The organism is Vibrio sp. Vb339 (genome assembly GCF_902751245.1).
Taxonomy (GTDB): Bacteria; Pseudomonadota; Gammaproteobacteria; order Enterobacterales; family Vibrionaceae; genus Vibrio; species Vibrio coralliirubri.
Window position 1 is genome coordinate 1 of sequence record NZ_CADDIS010000015.1, and the last position, 14,481, is coordinate 14,481.

Sequence of the window (14,481 nt, forward strand, 5' to 3'; positions counted from 1 at the left end):
GTACTTCAATCGATTGCTGACGATATGATCCGATATGATTATACGAGCGAATCTAGAGATTATATATACAGTTTGATCTTTGAAAAACACCAAGTAGAACTCGAAAAAATTCGCATGCTTTATCCGACAGACATTCGCCCAACACCTGACGAGTTGGTAAATAAGTTATGTAGCCATGCTCTTCTTGACCGAAACAATAGCACCGACAACCAAGGAATCGGCTTTGTTAATGAATTTGTACTCGGAAATTTATGTGCGGACAGCATAATTAATGATAAATCCATGGAATGGGATGGTGACAAACGTTTTATAGAACCTGCGATTCAAGCCTATGTTGCGAGGGCCACAGACGACAAGGAAATACTTTGGGAGTCTTTGCGATTCGTTCTTGAGTTCATGTCAGGCCGAGACAAAATCTTATATAACTACTTACTAACAAAAGAGCTCCGTATGGATTTGGACGGAGAAAATGTAGAAGAACTAGTAATAAAAGGAATTGACTTAGGCAAGCACGCCAGAATTTCGAATGTTGCTTTCATAAACAGCCAATTTACTGAAGTAGTGTTTGATTTTGAGGCAATTTCCAATTGTACATTTATAGGTTGCTCATTTTATGACTGTACAGCTATCAATGATGACAACCTTAAGGATGTCTACTTTGTCGGCTGTGATGACAACAACGATTTGGTTAATTCAATTTCCCACGAAGAAATTTTATCCAAAGATGATCATGGCCTAGACGATTGTGACATTTATGTTTTGGAAAAATTTTGTCCTAAAGGTAGCCAAACGTTTTATAAACATCGCGCGATTGGCTCTATCTGCGCCGTGAATAATCAATTTAATCATTATGAAATTATGCAATCTGTGAAGAAATTGAAAAAACAAGACTACCTACGCGTCCCAGATAAGCGTTCATTCCTTGAGCTCAATCTTGAATTTGTTGCTGAAGTTAAAGCGATTTTAGGGAGAGCGTGAAAGTGAAGCAAAATACTGAGCTACGAATCATTCAACAGTTACAGACTAGAATTGAGAACCAGCTACATAGAGTGGGATTGCTTTTTAGAGTTTTTGCCCGTTGTAAAACTGATGACTCAATAACAAAGAAGATTGATGGCCGAACACCGGGTTACTACAGTGAAGATGGAAAAAAAATACAAGACTTATTCGGTGTTAGAATTGCACTATATTTTCCGGATGACTTAAAAATCGCACAAAAAGCGTTAGAAAGTATTTTTACACTAGATTCTCAGCAGGTAGATAATCATGATTCATCTCTATTTTCCGCAACTAGGTGTAATTTTGTTTTCCAACTTCCTCAAGAACTCGTTGAAGAAAGTCATATATTAAGAACCAATCCCCTTGTCGATTCCACGTTTGAGGTGCAGTTCAGAACTGTTTTATCAGAGGGATGGCATGAGGTTGAACACGACCTCAGATACAAATGTGCAGATGATTGGGATCAACATGATGACTTAAGTCGTGCTTTAAACGGCATCTATGCGTCGCTTGAGACATCTGAATGGGCTATGACTAGATTGTTTGAGGACCTTGCATATCGCCATTATAAGTCGTCAGAATGGGCACCAATGATTCGTAATAAGTTTAGGTTGCGAGCTGGGAACGAGCTAAATCAACAATTAGAGCAAACTATTACGGATACAGAGGGGTTAGGTAAAAAGATATACCGCCTCAATCGAAGTAAGCTATTAACAGCGATACTAAAATATGACATTAACCTACCGATTAATATTGATAACTTAGTATATATATGCAACTACTTTTTCATTCGTTCGGCAGAGGTTAACGATGTGACACCACCAATTGTTAAACTTACTTTAGATCAACTTGTGAAGCGTAAAGAAGAATAATGAGTTAGGGATTGATATGAGTAGCGATATTTTATATCGCTACAGTTAAACCAATATTTGTTTCCCTTGGTATATAGCTTTGGCACAAGTATCAAAAAATTATGCAAGAAAGAAGTTTGATATGCAGTTAATTGGTCGCGATATGCTTCGGCTACGTTCAATAGGATTTAGGCAGTTATATATAAATGTTTGGGAGTCGTATTTACGACTCCTTTTGTTAACCTTTTTTTGCTGAAAAAGTTGCGAAACTTGCGCGCGCATAAGAGGGCGATAAGTCGATAACAGGTGGTAGATAATCGTCCGTTAGTATTAAATCAATAAATTTTGACGCTAGTCGAAACTCCGAATTTAATTGTATGACTTCTGAAGAGGCTTCTAAAATCTCCTTAAAATCCTCATTTTTAAACAACTCAGTTGCACTAACCTTTAACTGCATCAAATTTTTCTTTGCTGATGCATTCAGAAGGCCTAGCTTCGATACACCTTGTGACATCATTTGATATTCAGCTTGTAACATTAAAAGTTTTAATGAGTTTTCGCGAGCATTAGGGTTGAGTTGAACTCCGGGTAATTCAACCTCCTTGTAGCCTGTTAAAAAAGATTCGATTTTAACGAGTATTGTACGTGCATCTTTATCTTCACTTCTGTCATATATGACTTTCAAACAATCTCGTAAATGATTCAGATCTACATCCCATGATGTTTTGTAAATTACGGAAGATACCAGTTTAGATAGATCGTGATGAACAGTATAAATAGCTCGACTTAATTTGTGGTCACCTACTAGCTCCCCTCCAAACACCAAGCAATTTGTCTGCTCGCATATTGTAGCATGATTAAATTGTCTAAAAATGGGCTCTAATAAGTATTTGGTTTTCTTAAAACTTGTTTGCCAGTCGACTATTTTTACAAAATCTTCATGAAAGTAAGATAATTCATTTGAAAATTCATGAAAATATGTATCCTCTTTAATAACTAATCTACCGACAGAGTATTTAACAAGATCTTCTACCCAGTAAGGGAAGATTTTTTCGGATAGAGCTTCACTACCAGTAAATGGAAATAGATTAGGCGCTAAAATTGAACTTTTCTCAAGCATGGTATCCCCTGTAGTTGACACTTTAATCTTTATGCAAGCAGTGCCTTACAATCACATCGAATTGTATATAAATCAACAGGTTGTAATAAATTTGTCGTATGAATGAGATGTTGAACAACTTAAAAGGAAAGTTAGATAAGTTGCTGTACGGTCGTTGATTCCATATCTAGTTATAAGAGCCTACTTGTCATCTTAAGAAGTCATAGAGAGGAAGAATAGAGCTTCTTTGTACGGATGTAGCAATTGGAGTATGAGATTTTTGTACATGTACATTTGATACGAAAAGAACGTTATTTTGAGTCAAATTTGGCTGTACATGTACGAAAATGTTTGTTGATTTGGCTTTTTCTTTAGCAACCCCCTGTTCTAAAAGGGGAAAAACGCTGTAAAGGTCAGGTGTAGATAGTCCATCCTAGGGATATGTTAAATGGTTAAATGCGTGCATATAAACTAAATCTTCTAAGAGGTTTTTTATAGGTACAATGCCCATTATGGATTAGTTATAAGGTCACCTCTAGCGAATCCGGCTTTTCTTAGATAAAGCGATGGCTCAAAACGGCTTACCAGAAAAATGGTGATTGATGGTAGCAAAAGCAATTATGCCGCCCTTGATGCAATGAATATTCGGCTCTGGCTAACAGGCTTCATGTTGTCACTGATAGAGATACTCGATATCAAAAAACTGAACAATATTGTGGAGCAAAGTCATCGGTGGGTAAAACAAAAAACACGCCAAGCCCTTGGATGGAAGTCACTAGAAGGGGCAACGGCCAGTCTTCATGGTAAAGAATTGTGGACAATGATTAAACGAGGTCAAATTAACCTTGGGGGGAACAACGCCTTTGAGCAATTCTATGCCCTCGCAGACTAATTGCGTCTAGAGAATGGTTCTGCCATGTCGCTATCAAAATTTGCGACAGAACCAAACCCTTGTGCGGGAGAGATCCGCCTTCATGAACCGCCTCTTCAATGTTGAGGTAGTTTTTAACTAAAAAACGGAATGGCTGAACTGAGTTTTCTGTATTTTTTGCAACAAGCTCATTAGAATCACTCCATTTCAGGTTGTTTATTTTTTTGACTAAACTACGCAACAAGGAATTTAACAATAGTAACCAAGCCTTTTGAGCTGATGTAAGTATTTAATCTTTAACATCAGTAGCCCCGGAGATATAGCCAGAGCATAACCTAGCACTATTACCAAAACAGCTCCCCAGTGGACAATGGCATCACTGAGTGATGATATATATATCAAAATTATTAAAAGCAACGGAACTGTTAAGCAAAAAGCAAGTAAAGAATAGAACTAAGAATAGCTTTTATCAGTTGAGACCGCCGTGATATTAATATTAGGCAATTGCAATATAACATTACCACTACAATGAGTAGGGTTGCGATCAAAGCATTTACTGCCATTAAAGATAAAACCATCATTTAAAAGTAGCTCCTATTTGTTCACCACTGCCTACTATTGTCCCTTCAGTAATAGCCCCTCCTACGTGTTGCGGTCACCTATTAATTCCGGATGACGTTAAAGGACGACCCAGTATCGGCGGGCGATAAGGGGGAACAAATTTACCTAGCCCGTTTCCAAGAGGTCCAGCGAGTCCGCCAGCTAGTCCAGCACCAACGATAGCTGAAAGGTTATAATCACAAAGACGATTAAAGGAAAAGAAGTCCGACTATTAACGTCAATGATAGACACGATGAAATATCCTGGTGCTGATATCGCCGAACTATATAGCCATCGTTGGGGAAATAGAGTTGGGGGATCGTGAGATGAAGCAATACATGCTTCAGAACCAACTTACGTTAAGAAGCAAAAAGCAAGAGTTAGTGAATCAAGAGCTTTGGGGAATGCTGGTTGCTTACAATCTACTGCGGTTCATGATGTGTCAAATGGCCTATCATCAGAAGTCAGTGATGCCTTATCAAATCGGCTTTAAACAGGTTTCATTGTTCCTTGTTGGACTGCTTCAATTATTACCAGCGGTCGCGAAGTAATAAATTGCATACTGGATATGTCAGAAAGCTTTGTTTTACCTGAGAGGCGAGAACGAAGTTACCCAAGAGCAGTAAAAAAGAGGCCTTGTCGCTATGCGACAAGGTCTCCAAGAAGACGCTAAACGATGCTTAACTGACAAGCATTACAGCGTCTCGCCTTGCTTGTTGATAGCTCGCTGCTGATAATGCCATTTTCCTTTCACTTTAATGTAGGTTTCATCAATCATCCACAAAGAGTCGGCTCGGATGAATTGACGATGGCATAGTTTCTTACGTAATGCAGGGGCATACTCAATGAACCACCGATAAATGGTCGAACGGTGAACCGAAATCCCTCGCTCCTGCAGCATGTCGCTAAGGTTGGCATAGCTCATTGGGGTTGAACCATACCAACGAAGGCACCAAAGAATGATTTCAGGAACAAAGTGTTTCCATTTGAATTCAGGGTTGGTCATAGAATCGCTGGATTAGATGGGAAAGCCGAAATTCTGAGTTTTAACGGCTTTTTTTGCAACAAGCCCCGTTGTCTCATAATTAGTGTTAAACGAGGTTCGGGTGCTGACGAACCTCGTTCACTTCTGCGACGTTTTATTTTTCACTGATTAAGCCTTTCTCATGACCAACTTATTGCGGCTCTGTGTTCGATAGCACCTTTAGGTTTCTTTTCATAGCTGCTCATATTGTATGTACCAATAAGACTCTGCTGTCAGTAAGCTTATGTTGTTTAGGCAAAAGTCTTAATGATTTTCAATATTTGTATAGCGCGTTAATTAACCTAAGCGTCACTAAATTGAACAATTTCTTTCAACTATTTGAATTGTAATTGCTCCAGTATTTTAAATATTATGGAGAAACATTATGGCAATGGCTGCACCGCTGTTTGAGAACGTAGATGACCCATTTGAAGCACCGTTAATCGATCTCGGGCGCAAAGTGCTCGAGGTCCAGAACCTAACCAAAGCGTATCAGCAAGAGGAATTGGTACTGGATGGGATTAGCTTTGAGCTGAGAAGTGGTGAATTCGTTGCTGTAGTTGGTCGCTCGGGAGCGGGTAAATCGACTTTGTTGCATACCTTGAATGGCACAATACCATCAACCAGTGGACATATCCTTAATGTCCATACTGATCTAACGACGGATGACGTACTCAGTATGAACCGCAAAGAGCTCCGTAACTGGCGCACTCACTGTGGTATGATTTTTCAAGACTTCTGTTTAGTGCCTCGCTTGGATGTCATCTCTAATGTACTGCTTGGCCGCCTCAGTTTTACCTCAACGTTCAAATCTCTGCTCAAAGTATTTAGTGACGAAGATCGAGCGGAAGCCATCGAACTACTCAAATGGCTCAATATGTTGCCGTATGCACTTCAGCGAGCAGAAAACCTATCGGGTGGTCAACAGCAGCGTGTGGCGATATGCCGTGCCATGATGCAAAAACCCAAGATTCTACTTGCCGATGAGCCAGTCGCTTCACTCGATCCTAAAAACACAGTCCGCATTATGGAAGCACTACAAAAAGTCGCATCTGATGGTGTTGGTGTGATGGTGAATCTGCATTCAATTGAACTGGTTCAACAGTACTGCACACGAGTTATCGGTCTAGCAAAAGGTCGTGTGATTTATGACGGTCACCCATCTGGATTGAATGAAGAGATTTTGAACCAGCTGTACGGTGACGAAATCGATCAAGTGAGCTAAACGTTTTATTTCTCCACTTAATACACGCAACGAGCATAAATACTAAAAATTTTTACATTTAAGGATAGAAAATGAAAACGCTATTTGCCCTAGGTATGATCGCAGCTTTAATGGCTACTTTTAATGCTCAAGCAGCACCAAAGGAAATCAACCTCGGTATTCTTGGTGGCCAAAATGCAACCCAGCAGATTGGTGACAACCAGTGTGTAGCAGAGTTTCTAAAAAAAGAGTTAGGGGTAAAGACTAACATCCGTAATTCAACTGATTACAATGCGGTAATTCAAGGGCTTTTAGGTAACAAGATAGACCTAGTCATCAACATGTCTCCTAAGTCTTTCGCTGAAATCTATCTAAACGACCCAGAAGCGGTCGAACTTGTGGGGATCACAGTCGACAATACCGATAATTCACGTGGTTACCACTCGGTGATATTGGTTAAGTCTGACAGTGAGTTCAAATCCATTAAAGATTTAAAAGGGACAAATTTTTCATTTGCCGATCCAAACTCGACATCTGGGTTCCTTATTCCAAACCATCAGTTTGAGCAATCGTTAGGCGGTAATATGGATAACGATTACAACAACTACTTTAACTCCGTAGGTTTCTCTGGCGGTCACGAGCAAGATATCGTCGGTGTAATCAATGGTCAGTTCGATGCAGCAGTCACTTGGTCTTCAATGCTAGGCGAAAAAAGCGAAGGCTACAGCGCTGGCGCAATCCGTCGCTACCTTGATCACGATAAAGACCTAATGAGCAAAATCCGCATCATCTGGGAATCGCCACTGATCGCAAATGGCCCCACACTGGTAAGTAATAGCCTTGAACCTAAGTTCAAAGCAGACCTAACAGCAGCAATTAAGAAGCTATCTGCAGAACACAACGAGTGTTTCAGCAAGGCTGCGGGGGGCACGCTACACCTAGCTGATACAAGCGTTGCTGAATACCAATCAATCATAGACCTTGTTAAAGCGACGAAATTCGCTAAGCGTTAATCCTTCTCTATGCCGCTTGCGGCTCAGTTTACTTCCCACTACCAAATGAATACGGTTGGGCAGTAAGCTCTTCATTAATTTTGTATTTTTGGAATTGTTATGCAATTTGAACAATATTATCAGAAGGTTCGCCGTGAGCAAAAGATCGACGCACTCACATGGTCGGGTATGTTTATGCTGCTTTATTTGCTTTCTGGACACTTTGCCGAGTTTAGTCTTCACCAGATTATTAATAACGCCCCGTCGCTTTTTGAGTATATCTACGACACCATTCCAGACCTTTCTTGGCAGCATTTATTTACTGGCCGAGATGAATCAGGTCACGCCGTACCAGGTTCACTGCTCTACTGGGGATATCGCCTGCACATTCAGATTCCACTTCTTTGGGAAACCATCAACGTCGCAATGGCAGCGACATTAGTTTCTTCTGCCGTCGCTATCGTTTTCGCCTTCTTGTGTGCCAGTAATGGTTATGCACCAGCGTCAGTTCGTGTTGGGGTCCGTTCATTTGTTGCCTTCTTGCGTACTATGCCTGAGCTAGCATGGGCTGTAATGTTTGTGATGGCTTTTGGTGTAGGCACTTTCCCTGGCTTTGTAGCGCTGACTCTGCACAGTATTGGTAGCCTTACCAAGCTGTTTTATGAGTCCATCGAGACTATCTCTGACAAGCCCGTTCGTGGTCTAACATCGTGTGGTTCAAGCCCAATTCAAAGAATCCGTTTTGCTTTTTGGCCTCAGGTTAAACCAATGGCGCTTTCATTTGTTTTCTTACGTTTTGAGGTTAACTTTCGTTCGTCAACCATCTTAGGCTTAGTCGGTGCTGGAGGTATCGGTCAGGAGTTAATGACCAATATTAGTCTAGGTCGCAATGACCAAGTCAGCATTACACTTATGTTGATTATCATTGTGGTTGGCATCATCGATTCGTTATCTGGTGTATTGCGAAAAAAAGCGATTGGTGGTGGCGCATAATGAAACAGCAAGCAATTACGCAAATCAAACAACAAAATGCCAAGATCTTTTCCCAGCACAGTCGCTATCTGCGTGGAGTGGCTCTTACTGTTGTCCTTACCATCGGTTACTATCTACTGTTTTTTTCGGTTTATGGAGTCTCTGAGGAGCAATTTGCCATGGGCTGTGAAAAAATAGGTACGTACTTCCTAAGCATGTTTGTTTGGCGAGACTTCTGGAACTGGCCGTTTGAATACTACTTTAAGCAAATTGGGATCACGTTAGCGATAGTATTTAGCGGAACTTTGACCGCATCACTTGTTGCACTACCTTTGTCCTTTCTGGCGGCTCGCAATGTGATGACAGGCCCGTTTCGTATTGCAGCAACTTTTATGCGTCGTATTTTCGATGTGTGTCGAGGGATAGATATGGCTATCTGGGGCATGATTTTTGTGCGTGCAGTTGGTCTTGGTCCATTAGCTGGAGTCATGGCCATTTTTGTTCAAGACTTAGGTTTATTTGGCAAACTTTATGCTGAAAGTCATGAAGCTGCGGACAAAAGACCTTCGCAAGGCATGACATCCGTAGGAGCTAATAACCTGCAGAAGCAGCGTTTTTCAATCTTAACCCAGTCATTCCCAAGCTTTCTGGCGCTGACGCTTTACCAATTGGAGTCGAATATTCGTTCTGCGGCGGTATTAGGCTTCGTTGGCGCTGGCGGTATCGGATTGGTTTATGCGGAGAACATGCGTCTTTGGAATTGGGATGTCGTCACATTCATCACATTAGTACTGGTGGTCGTGATCATGGCTCTAGACAAGGTATCGAGCACCCTGCGCCAGAAATACATTATTGGTAAGAACATTCCGCCTTATAACCCGAAGGCTTAACCATAGAAATATCAATTCTTACGCTGCTTAATTGTGAACCATTTACCTCTGAACAACGAACAGCACTGGGTAAAGTAATAAAATACACGCTCGGTCAATGGCTAGAAGAATTGGTTGTTCCCGAATACACCCAATAGCGCTGATGCGATCACCATGCGCTCCTACCTTGGAACTTCAAACATTAGCCAGATCGCCCCTTGGGTTTATGGGGCGTTTACGTACATCTTCCTGTTAATTATTTTGTAACGAGGTTTCAGCATGAGGCTATGGCAATTAATAGATATGGTCGTACAAATCGCAAATTCTTGATTTACTTCTATCAGCTTTAATGATAGCGGCATTTCGTCACGCAAAACAATTTTTCATTAACAAAACCCCATTCGACTAGCATTGTGTTAGCTAAAAAAGGGAATATATTTATGAAAAATACTTTAATGTTACTTTTGCTCTCCCTATTCTGCACTTCTTCTTAGCAGCGACTTCAACCGACTTAGTCAAGTCTACAACCTCTTGGAATAGTGCTCCATTATCAAACATTAGTCTCAGTCATCCTGACGTTACTGTTAAGGAAATCACCATTCAACCACATAAAACTCTCCCTACTCATCTTCACCCTGTCATTAATGTTGGAGTATTGCTTTCTGGTTCATTGACCGTTTACTCCGAAGATAAAAAGCAAAGCCTACATTTAAAGGCTAACACTCCAAACAACAGTATTATTGAGATGGTGAATCAGTATCATTATGGAGCCAACGAAGGTGACTCTCCTGCAAAAATTATTGTCTTTTATATTGCTGAAAAAGGCCAGAAAGTAACAATAAAAAGAAAGGTCATGATGTGTGTTTACCAGAAACCAACCGCTAGTGCCATTGTAGTGGTCTAATAATCCTGAGCAGAGTAAGCCAGCAAGCGTGGAACTAACTCCCTCTATCAGACTTTCCATCCCAAACACTGATGCATTTTTCCTTTCACTTTCCGGTGACTTTGCTCAACTATATTGTTCAGATATTTAACTTGAAACACTTCAATCAAATTGAGCACCTCCCCCGTCAGCCAGAATTGAACATTGATGTTATGCAGCGATAAAGAGAAAATTTGGAAAACCACAACGCAAGGGCAAGATTTTTGTAATGTGCTACCGAAAGAAATCATCGCCCCTAATAAGTCTGCGATTTAGTCTCACCAACAAGTTTTAATTCTAGAATCAAAACTGACAGAAGAAGCGTTTATGTCCTCAATACAAAACAGGCTATTTAGGAGTAAGAGCGAAATTTTCTGGGGGAGGGGTAATAACCATCCTGATTGAAAAACCGCTTACCTTGACAAGAGCGCTCAACCCAATCTAGCGGTTAAGCCTAAGCGTCTATTAACGGTGACGAACCACAAATGCCTGAAGTATGAAACCACCTTATTTGATAAAGCAGGAAAACCTAACTTTGAGAGTGCGAGGTGATTTATTTTATAAAAATTTGTGTACTTCATAAATCTTGTTGCATATCATGCACCAAAATAATTAATCTTCGCTTGGTTAGGTGCTAAAAATATGAATCAAAAAGGTTTTACTCTGTTCGAGCTTGTCGTAGTGATCTGCATTCTCGGCATCTTATCAGCTACTGCTGTTCCTAAGTTTTTAAGTATTCAAACTGATGCGCGTATTTCAACTTTGGAAGATACGATCGGTAGAATTGTAGTGGCTACTGGAATAGCAAACGGGAAAGCCGAGTTTGCCGGGGGTTACCCTCGAGACGGTGCAGAGCACACTGTTAATGGTATCATTTACGCTAACGGGGAAGTTGCAATAAGAGCTGACAATATTCATAACATTATCGATCTCGACCCAACTTTATTTGTTCGCGATAGTTTTGATGGCTCTCCTGAATTGCATTCTATTCTCATCTCTTATGATGATTTACAAGGCAAGCCTGAGAGCGTGATCCATAGTTCATGCCGAGCTATGATTCGCACTAAGTTTGTAAAAATCGGGATTAACTATAAGGACTATATTGTCTCTAAAATATTCAAAGACGACTGCTAGCACCGCAGCGAACTTTTTATACTAATATATAAATATTATACGTTTGCGTTATCAGAAAACTTAGAGAAAGGAGAGTTGAGATCCTTGAACGTTAATGAAGGTGATAAATACCGAATAGAATATGAATAATTACAAATCAATCGCCTCCCTCCCTTTTAAATGTACACGATTGAGCTTTTCTTCGGTTGTCCGATATAGGCTGTTCACTACATTATCTTTATTTATGTTTTTGCGAATCGTTCGATTGCTTTCTCCACTATGTGTTAGGCCTCTAATGGCTCAAATTTCATAATGCTCCGTTACGCGTTCGAGGTAAGGGGCAGTTTAACTCTTTATTGACTTGATACCGGTCGAACCTAAAGTAAAGCTGTATTGTTAATTAAGCTCCTTCTAAAAGCCTCTAGTTCATAGGTATGTATGAATAATGAGATAGGTGCTATCTGGCGATTTTCATCCTTAAAACAATTATCAATATGTGCCCTATCGAGATAAACAACGTTGGCTTTTTTCTTGGGAGTCTCTTCAATAAGTTTTGTTGTTAACCCTGCTAGTTCAAAGCAATCCAATAAAAAATAAAGCTTGTCAACATCATTCTACTCTTTATTGCTGAGTAAGAGGCGTGTAGAAATCTCCAGTTTTGTCGTATTTTATCACGCTCATTTTGGCTTCCTTTGTAATATTCAATAAAAAACATGTACTTATATCAGGGATTAGCATTCGTCAAATATCCCAAAGTGAGGGAGGTAATTCCCTATTTCGGGTCTAATAAAAGGACAGAGCTTTCTGTATGCGCCCCATGAACCCACGGGGCGAACTGTAGTTGTCAACTGATATTGACCACGCTCTTAGAGTTTAACCAGAACAGCCGTTCTGATTCATTTGATCTCTTGCTAATCTGACTAAGCCAAAGCTAGCTGGTCAAAATTTATAGTTTTAACAGCCTTGAGGTTAATAGTCTGCTTTGCTTTCCATAAATCATACTGGTGTTGCATCGCTAACCAACTCTCAGGAGTTCCGCCCAGTACAACCTGTAGCTTTAGTGCCATCTCAGGGCTGATAGAGCTTTGGCCTTTCACGATGCGGTTGAAAGTAGATGGGCTTACACCCAAGTTCTTGGCTACGGCTCTAGAACTAAGGTTAAACGGTTCAAGGTACACATCGTGGATTAGTTCGCCCGGATGTGGAGGGTTATGCATAATCATTAGTGATAGTCCCTATAGTCGAGTATAAAAGCGTTTCCATTTCTAAACTGAAACGTAACGCGCCAGTTGCCGTTAACATCAATAGCCCAAATATCATCTTTCTTTGGGTTTAGCTGATGTAGTCTCCAGCCAGGTTTATTGATATCAGCGATAACACTTGCGGTATTGATTACAGCTAACTGTAACCTTAGCTTTTTGATATGTTTGGCTTGGATACCCGCAGCAGTCCCTTTAACAAAGAACTTTTCCAAACCTGTATGCTTAAATGATTTTATCATGTAAATACTATAGCGTGTTGCGCCTCACGACACAATACCGATAAAGACATTTTAGCTCTCATCTGGGGGGGGGGTGCAAAAAATCACCTCAAGATTGAAACTGTCATCGTCTGCTGTAATGATTGGTAAGATCAATGACGAATCCTGAATTCAAATGGAAACACTTTGCTCCTGAAATCATCTTATGGTGTCTACGTTGGTATGGTTCAACTCCTATGAGCTACGCTAATCTCAGCGACATGCTGCAGGAGCGAGGAATTTCGGTTAACCGTTCAACTATTTATCGGTGGTTTATTGAGTATGCCCCAGTATTACGGAAAAAATTACGCCGTCGTCAATTTATCCGAGCAGACTCTTCGTGGCAGGTTGATGAAACCTACGTCAAGGTAAAGTGGCATTATCTGTCCCGAGCTATCAACAAGCAAGGCGAGACACTGGACTTCCATTTCTCCCATAAACGCAATAAAGAGGCGGCTTATCAGTTCCTGAAGCAGTGCCTACGCCACTATCCAAAAGAGTTACAGCCTCAAACATTAAACACCGACAAACATTCCTCCTATGCCAATGCGATTACCCGCTTGAAGAAGGAGGGACGACTTCGAGCGGACGTCGAGCAACGGCAAGTAAAGTATCTCAATAATGGCGTTGAATCTGACCACGCCCCCATTAAGAAGCTCGTTGTCGGTACTGGTGGTTTTAAAATACGAAAGCGAGCCTGGTCAACCCTTCAGGGGTTCGAATCCTTACGGATGTTGAACAAAGGGCAGTTTGATTTCTGGTTACGTCGTGATGAACGTAAACCCCTTGTGCGGGAGAGCTCCGCCTTAATGAACCGCCTCTTCAATGTTGAGGTGGTTTACCAGTAATCATGAAACCTATCACTAGGCAGCTCTGTCTTACCTGTTTTTTTGCAACAATGTAGCGGTCAACAAATTCCGGACACTGACTTAAGCCGATTTTCGGCATTCACTGGCGACAGCCCATCATTTGTTTGATGAGGCTGTTGCCGATTGTAGTAACTCATCAGGTAATGGCTGATGTCTTTCTTAGCTTGAGCTTGTGTCAGGTAACCTGTTGCTGGTATCCACTCGGTTTTCAAGCTTCTAAATAGCCGCTCCATGGGAGCGTTGTCCCAACAATTACCACGACGGCTCATGCTTTGAGTTATACGATATCGCCAAAGTCTTTGGCGATAGTTGCGGCTGCTATATTGGCAACCTTGATCTGAATGGAACATTACGTTCTTCGGACATCCTCGTTGCTCCCAGGCCATGTCCAAAGCTTTAGAGACTAATTCGGTATCGGGCTTATCGGATAAAGACCACCCCACAACGCGTCGGCTAAATAGGTCAAGCACTACCGCTAAATAGGTCCACTTCGAACCTGACCAAATATAAGTAATATCGCCACACCAAACACGATTCGGAGTACTCACAGAAAACTCACGCTTCAGTAGATTTGGAA

Annotated in this window: 13 protein-coding genes and 4 pseudogenes; 11 read left to right on the top strand and 6 right to left on the bottom strand. The window is 41.0% G+C overall.

The annotated features are described in order from the left end of the window. Positions 1 to 978: hypothetical protein (locus tag HRQ85_RS25605; protein WP_172380922.1), on the top strand; the 978-nt coding region annotated here is incomplete at its 5' end. 2 nt (positions 979 to 980) lie between these two features. Continuing rightward, a complete protein-coding gene (locus HRQ85_RS25610; RefSeq protein WP_172380923.1) occupies positions 981 to 1,871 on the top strand; it encodes a RelA/SpoT domain-containing protein in 891 nt (296 codons plus the stop codon). Positions 1,872 to 2,088: 217 nt separating this feature from the next. Here HRQ85_RS25610 and HRQ85_RS25615 read toward each other — a convergent pair whose 3' ends face one another. Next, on the bottom strand, positions 2,089 to 2,970 hold the full coding sequence (locus tag HRQ85_RS25615; protein ID WP_172380924.1) for a hypothetical protein: 882 nt from the start codon (positions 2,968 to 2,970) through the stop codon (positions 2,089 to 2,091). 530 nt (positions 2,971 to 3,500) lie between these two features. Between HRQ85_RS25615 and HRQ85_RS25620 the strand changes: the two are divergent. Together HRQ85_RS25620 and HRQ85_RS25625 are read left to right on the top strand one after the other, a co-directional pair. Then, positions 3,501 to 3,841 (top strand): annotated as a pseudogene (locus HRQ85_RS25620) (DDE-type integrase/transposase/recombinase); the annotation flags it as partial. Positions 3,842 to 4,613: 772 nt separating this feature from the next. Then, positions 4,614 to 5,093: pseudogene (locus tag HRQ85_RS25625) on the top strand (transposase); the annotation flags it as partial. Between the two features lie 24 nt (positions 5,094 to 5,117). Here HRQ85_RS25625 and HRQ85_RS25630 read toward each other — a convergent pair. Then, positions 5,118 to 5,426 (bottom strand): annotated as a pseudogene (locus HRQ85_RS25630) (DDE-type integrase/transposase/recombinase); the annotation flags it as partial. A 403-nt stretch (positions 5,427 to 5,829) separates the two neighbouring features. Here HRQ85_RS25630 and phnC point away from each other — a divergent pair. The 5 genes from phnC to HRQ85_RS26320 all read left to right on the top strand — a co-directional run bounded on the left by phnC (position 5,830) and on the right by HRQ85_RS26320 (position 10,385). Next, positions 5,830 to 6,669 (top strand): phosphonate ABC transporter ATP-binding protein, encoded by an 840-nt coding sequence (phnC, locus tag HRQ85_RS25635; RefSeq protein WP_216655526.1) that lies wholly within the window; start codon positions 5,830 to 5,832, stop codon positions 6,667 to 6,669. A gap of 71 nt (positions 6,670 to 6,740) precedes the next feature. Further along, positions 6,741 to 7,661 (top strand): phosphonate ABC transporter substrate-binding protein, encoded by a 921-nt coding sequence (gene phnD / locus HRQ85_RS25640; RefSeq protein WP_172380925.1) that lies wholly within the window; start codon positions 6,741 to 6,743, stop codon positions 7,659 to 7,661. Between the two features lie 99 nt (positions 7,662 to 7,760). After that, a complete protein-coding gene (gene phnE / locus HRQ85_RS25645) occupies positions 7,761 to 8,633 on the top strand; it encodes a phosphonate ABC transporter, permease protein PhnE (protein WP_172380926.1) in 873 nt (290 codons plus the stop codon). Further along, the gene (gene phnE, locus HRQ85_RS25650; RefSeq protein WP_172380927.1) at positions 8,633 to 9,502 is read left to right on the top strand and encodes a phosphonate ABC transporter, permease protein PhnE; all 870 of its coding nucleotides are present in this window, start codon (positions 8,633 to 8,635) and stop codon (positions 9,500 to 9,502) included. Before phnE (HRQ85_RS25645) ends, phnE (HRQ85_RS25650) begins: the two co-directional genes overlap by 1 nt. 577 nt (positions 9,503 to 10,079) lie before the next feature. Then, entirely contained in the window at positions 10,080 to 10,385 is a 306-nt protein-coding gene (locus tag HRQ85_RS26320; RefSeq protein ID WP_301540149.1) for a cupin domain-containing protein, read from the top strand. 47 nt (positions 10,386 to 10,432) lie between these two features. On the opposite strand, the pseudogene HRQ85_RS26325 reads toward HRQ85_RS26320, so the two are convergent. Further along, positions 10,433 to 10,564, bottom strand: a pseudogene (locus HRQ85_RS26325) (IS6 family transposase); the annotation flags it as partial. A gap of 481 nt (positions 10,565 to 11,045) precedes the next feature. On the opposite strand from HRQ85_RS26325, the gene HRQ85_RS25660 reads away from it, so the two are divergent. Continuing rightward, positions 11,046 to 11,537: a type II secretion system protein gene (locus tag HRQ85_RS25660; RefSeq protein ID WP_172380928.1), complete on the top strand. Its 492-nt coding sequence runs from the start codon at positions 11,046 to 11,048 to the stop codon at positions 11,535 to 11,537. A gap of 899 nt (positions 11,538 to 12,436) precedes the next feature. Here the strand turns inward: HRQ85_RS25660 and HRQ85_RS25665 are convergent. Together HRQ85_RS25665 and HRQ85_RS25670 are read right to left on the bottom strand one after the other, a co-directional pair. Continuing rightward, on the bottom strand, positions 12,437 to 12,739 hold the full coding sequence (locus tag HRQ85_RS25665) for a HigA family addiction module antitoxin (RefSeq protein WP_172380929.1): 303 nt from the start codon (positions 12,737 to 12,739) through the stop codon (positions 12,437 to 12,439). Further along, positions 12,739 to 13,017, bottom strand: a complete 279-nt coding sequence (locus tag HRQ85_RS25670) for a type II toxin-antitoxin system RelE/ParE family toxin (RefSeq protein WP_016786836.1) — start codon at positions 13,015 to 13,017, stop codon at positions 12,739 to 12,741. Before HRQ85_RS25670 ends, HRQ85_RS25665 begins: the two co-directional genes overlap by 1 nt. A gap of 134 nt (positions 13,018 to 13,151) precedes the next feature. Here HRQ85_RS25670 and HRQ85_RS25675 point away from each other — a divergent pair, with 134 nt between their 5' ends. Continuing rightward, a complete protein-coding gene (locus tag HRQ85_RS25675; RefSeq protein WP_172380930.1) occupies positions 13,152 to 13,883 on the top strand; it encodes an IS6 family transposase in 732 nt (243 codons plus the stop codon). 59 nt (positions 13,884 to 13,942) lie between these two features. Here the strand turns inward: HRQ85_RS25675 and HRQ85_RS25680 are convergent. Then, on the bottom strand, positions 13,943 to 14,481 hold a 539-nt coding region (locus HRQ85_RS25680; RefSeq protein WP_172380931.1), incomplete at its 5' end, for an IS3 family transposase.

What these genes read in the sequence shown, in the direction of transcription:
- HRQ85_RS25615 (WP_172380924.1), bottom strand. Translation starts at nt 2,970, where the DNA reads ATGCTTGAGAAAAGTTCAATTTTAGCGCCTAATCTATTTCCATTTACT.
- phnC (WP_216655526.1), top strand. Translation starts at nt 5,830, where the DNA reads ATGGCAATGGCTGCACCGCTGTTTGAGAACGTAGATGACCCATTTGAA.
- phnD (WP_172380925.1), top strand. Translation starts at nt 6,741, where the DNA reads ATGAAAACGCTATTTGCCCTAGGTATGATCGCAGCTTTAATGGCTACT.
- phnE (WP_172380926.1), top strand. Translation starts at nt 7,761, where the DNA reads ATGCAATTTGAACAATATTATCAGAAGGTTCGCCGTGAGCAAAAGATC.
- phnE (WP_172380927.1), top strand. Translation starts at nt 8,633, where the DNA reads ATGAAACAGCAAGCAATTACGCAAATCAAACAACAAAATGCCAAGATC.
- HRQ85_RS25660 (WP_172380928.1), top strand. Translation starts at nt 11,046, where the DNA reads ATGAATCAAAAAGGTTTTACTCTGTTCGAGCTTGTCGTAGTGATCTGC.
- HRQ85_RS25665 (WP_172380929.1), bottom strand. Translation starts at nt 12,739, where the DNA reads ATGATTATGCATAACCCTCCACATCCGGGCGAACTAATCCACGATGTG.
- HRQ85_RS25670 (WP_016786836.1), bottom strand. Translation starts at nt 13,017, where the DNA reads ATGATAAAATCATTTAAGCATACAGGTTTGGAAAAGTTCTTTGTTAAA.
- HRQ85_RS25675 (WP_172380930.1), top strand. Translation starts at nt 13,152, where the DNA reads ATGACGAATCCTGAATTCAAATGGAAACACTTTGCTCCTGAAATCATC.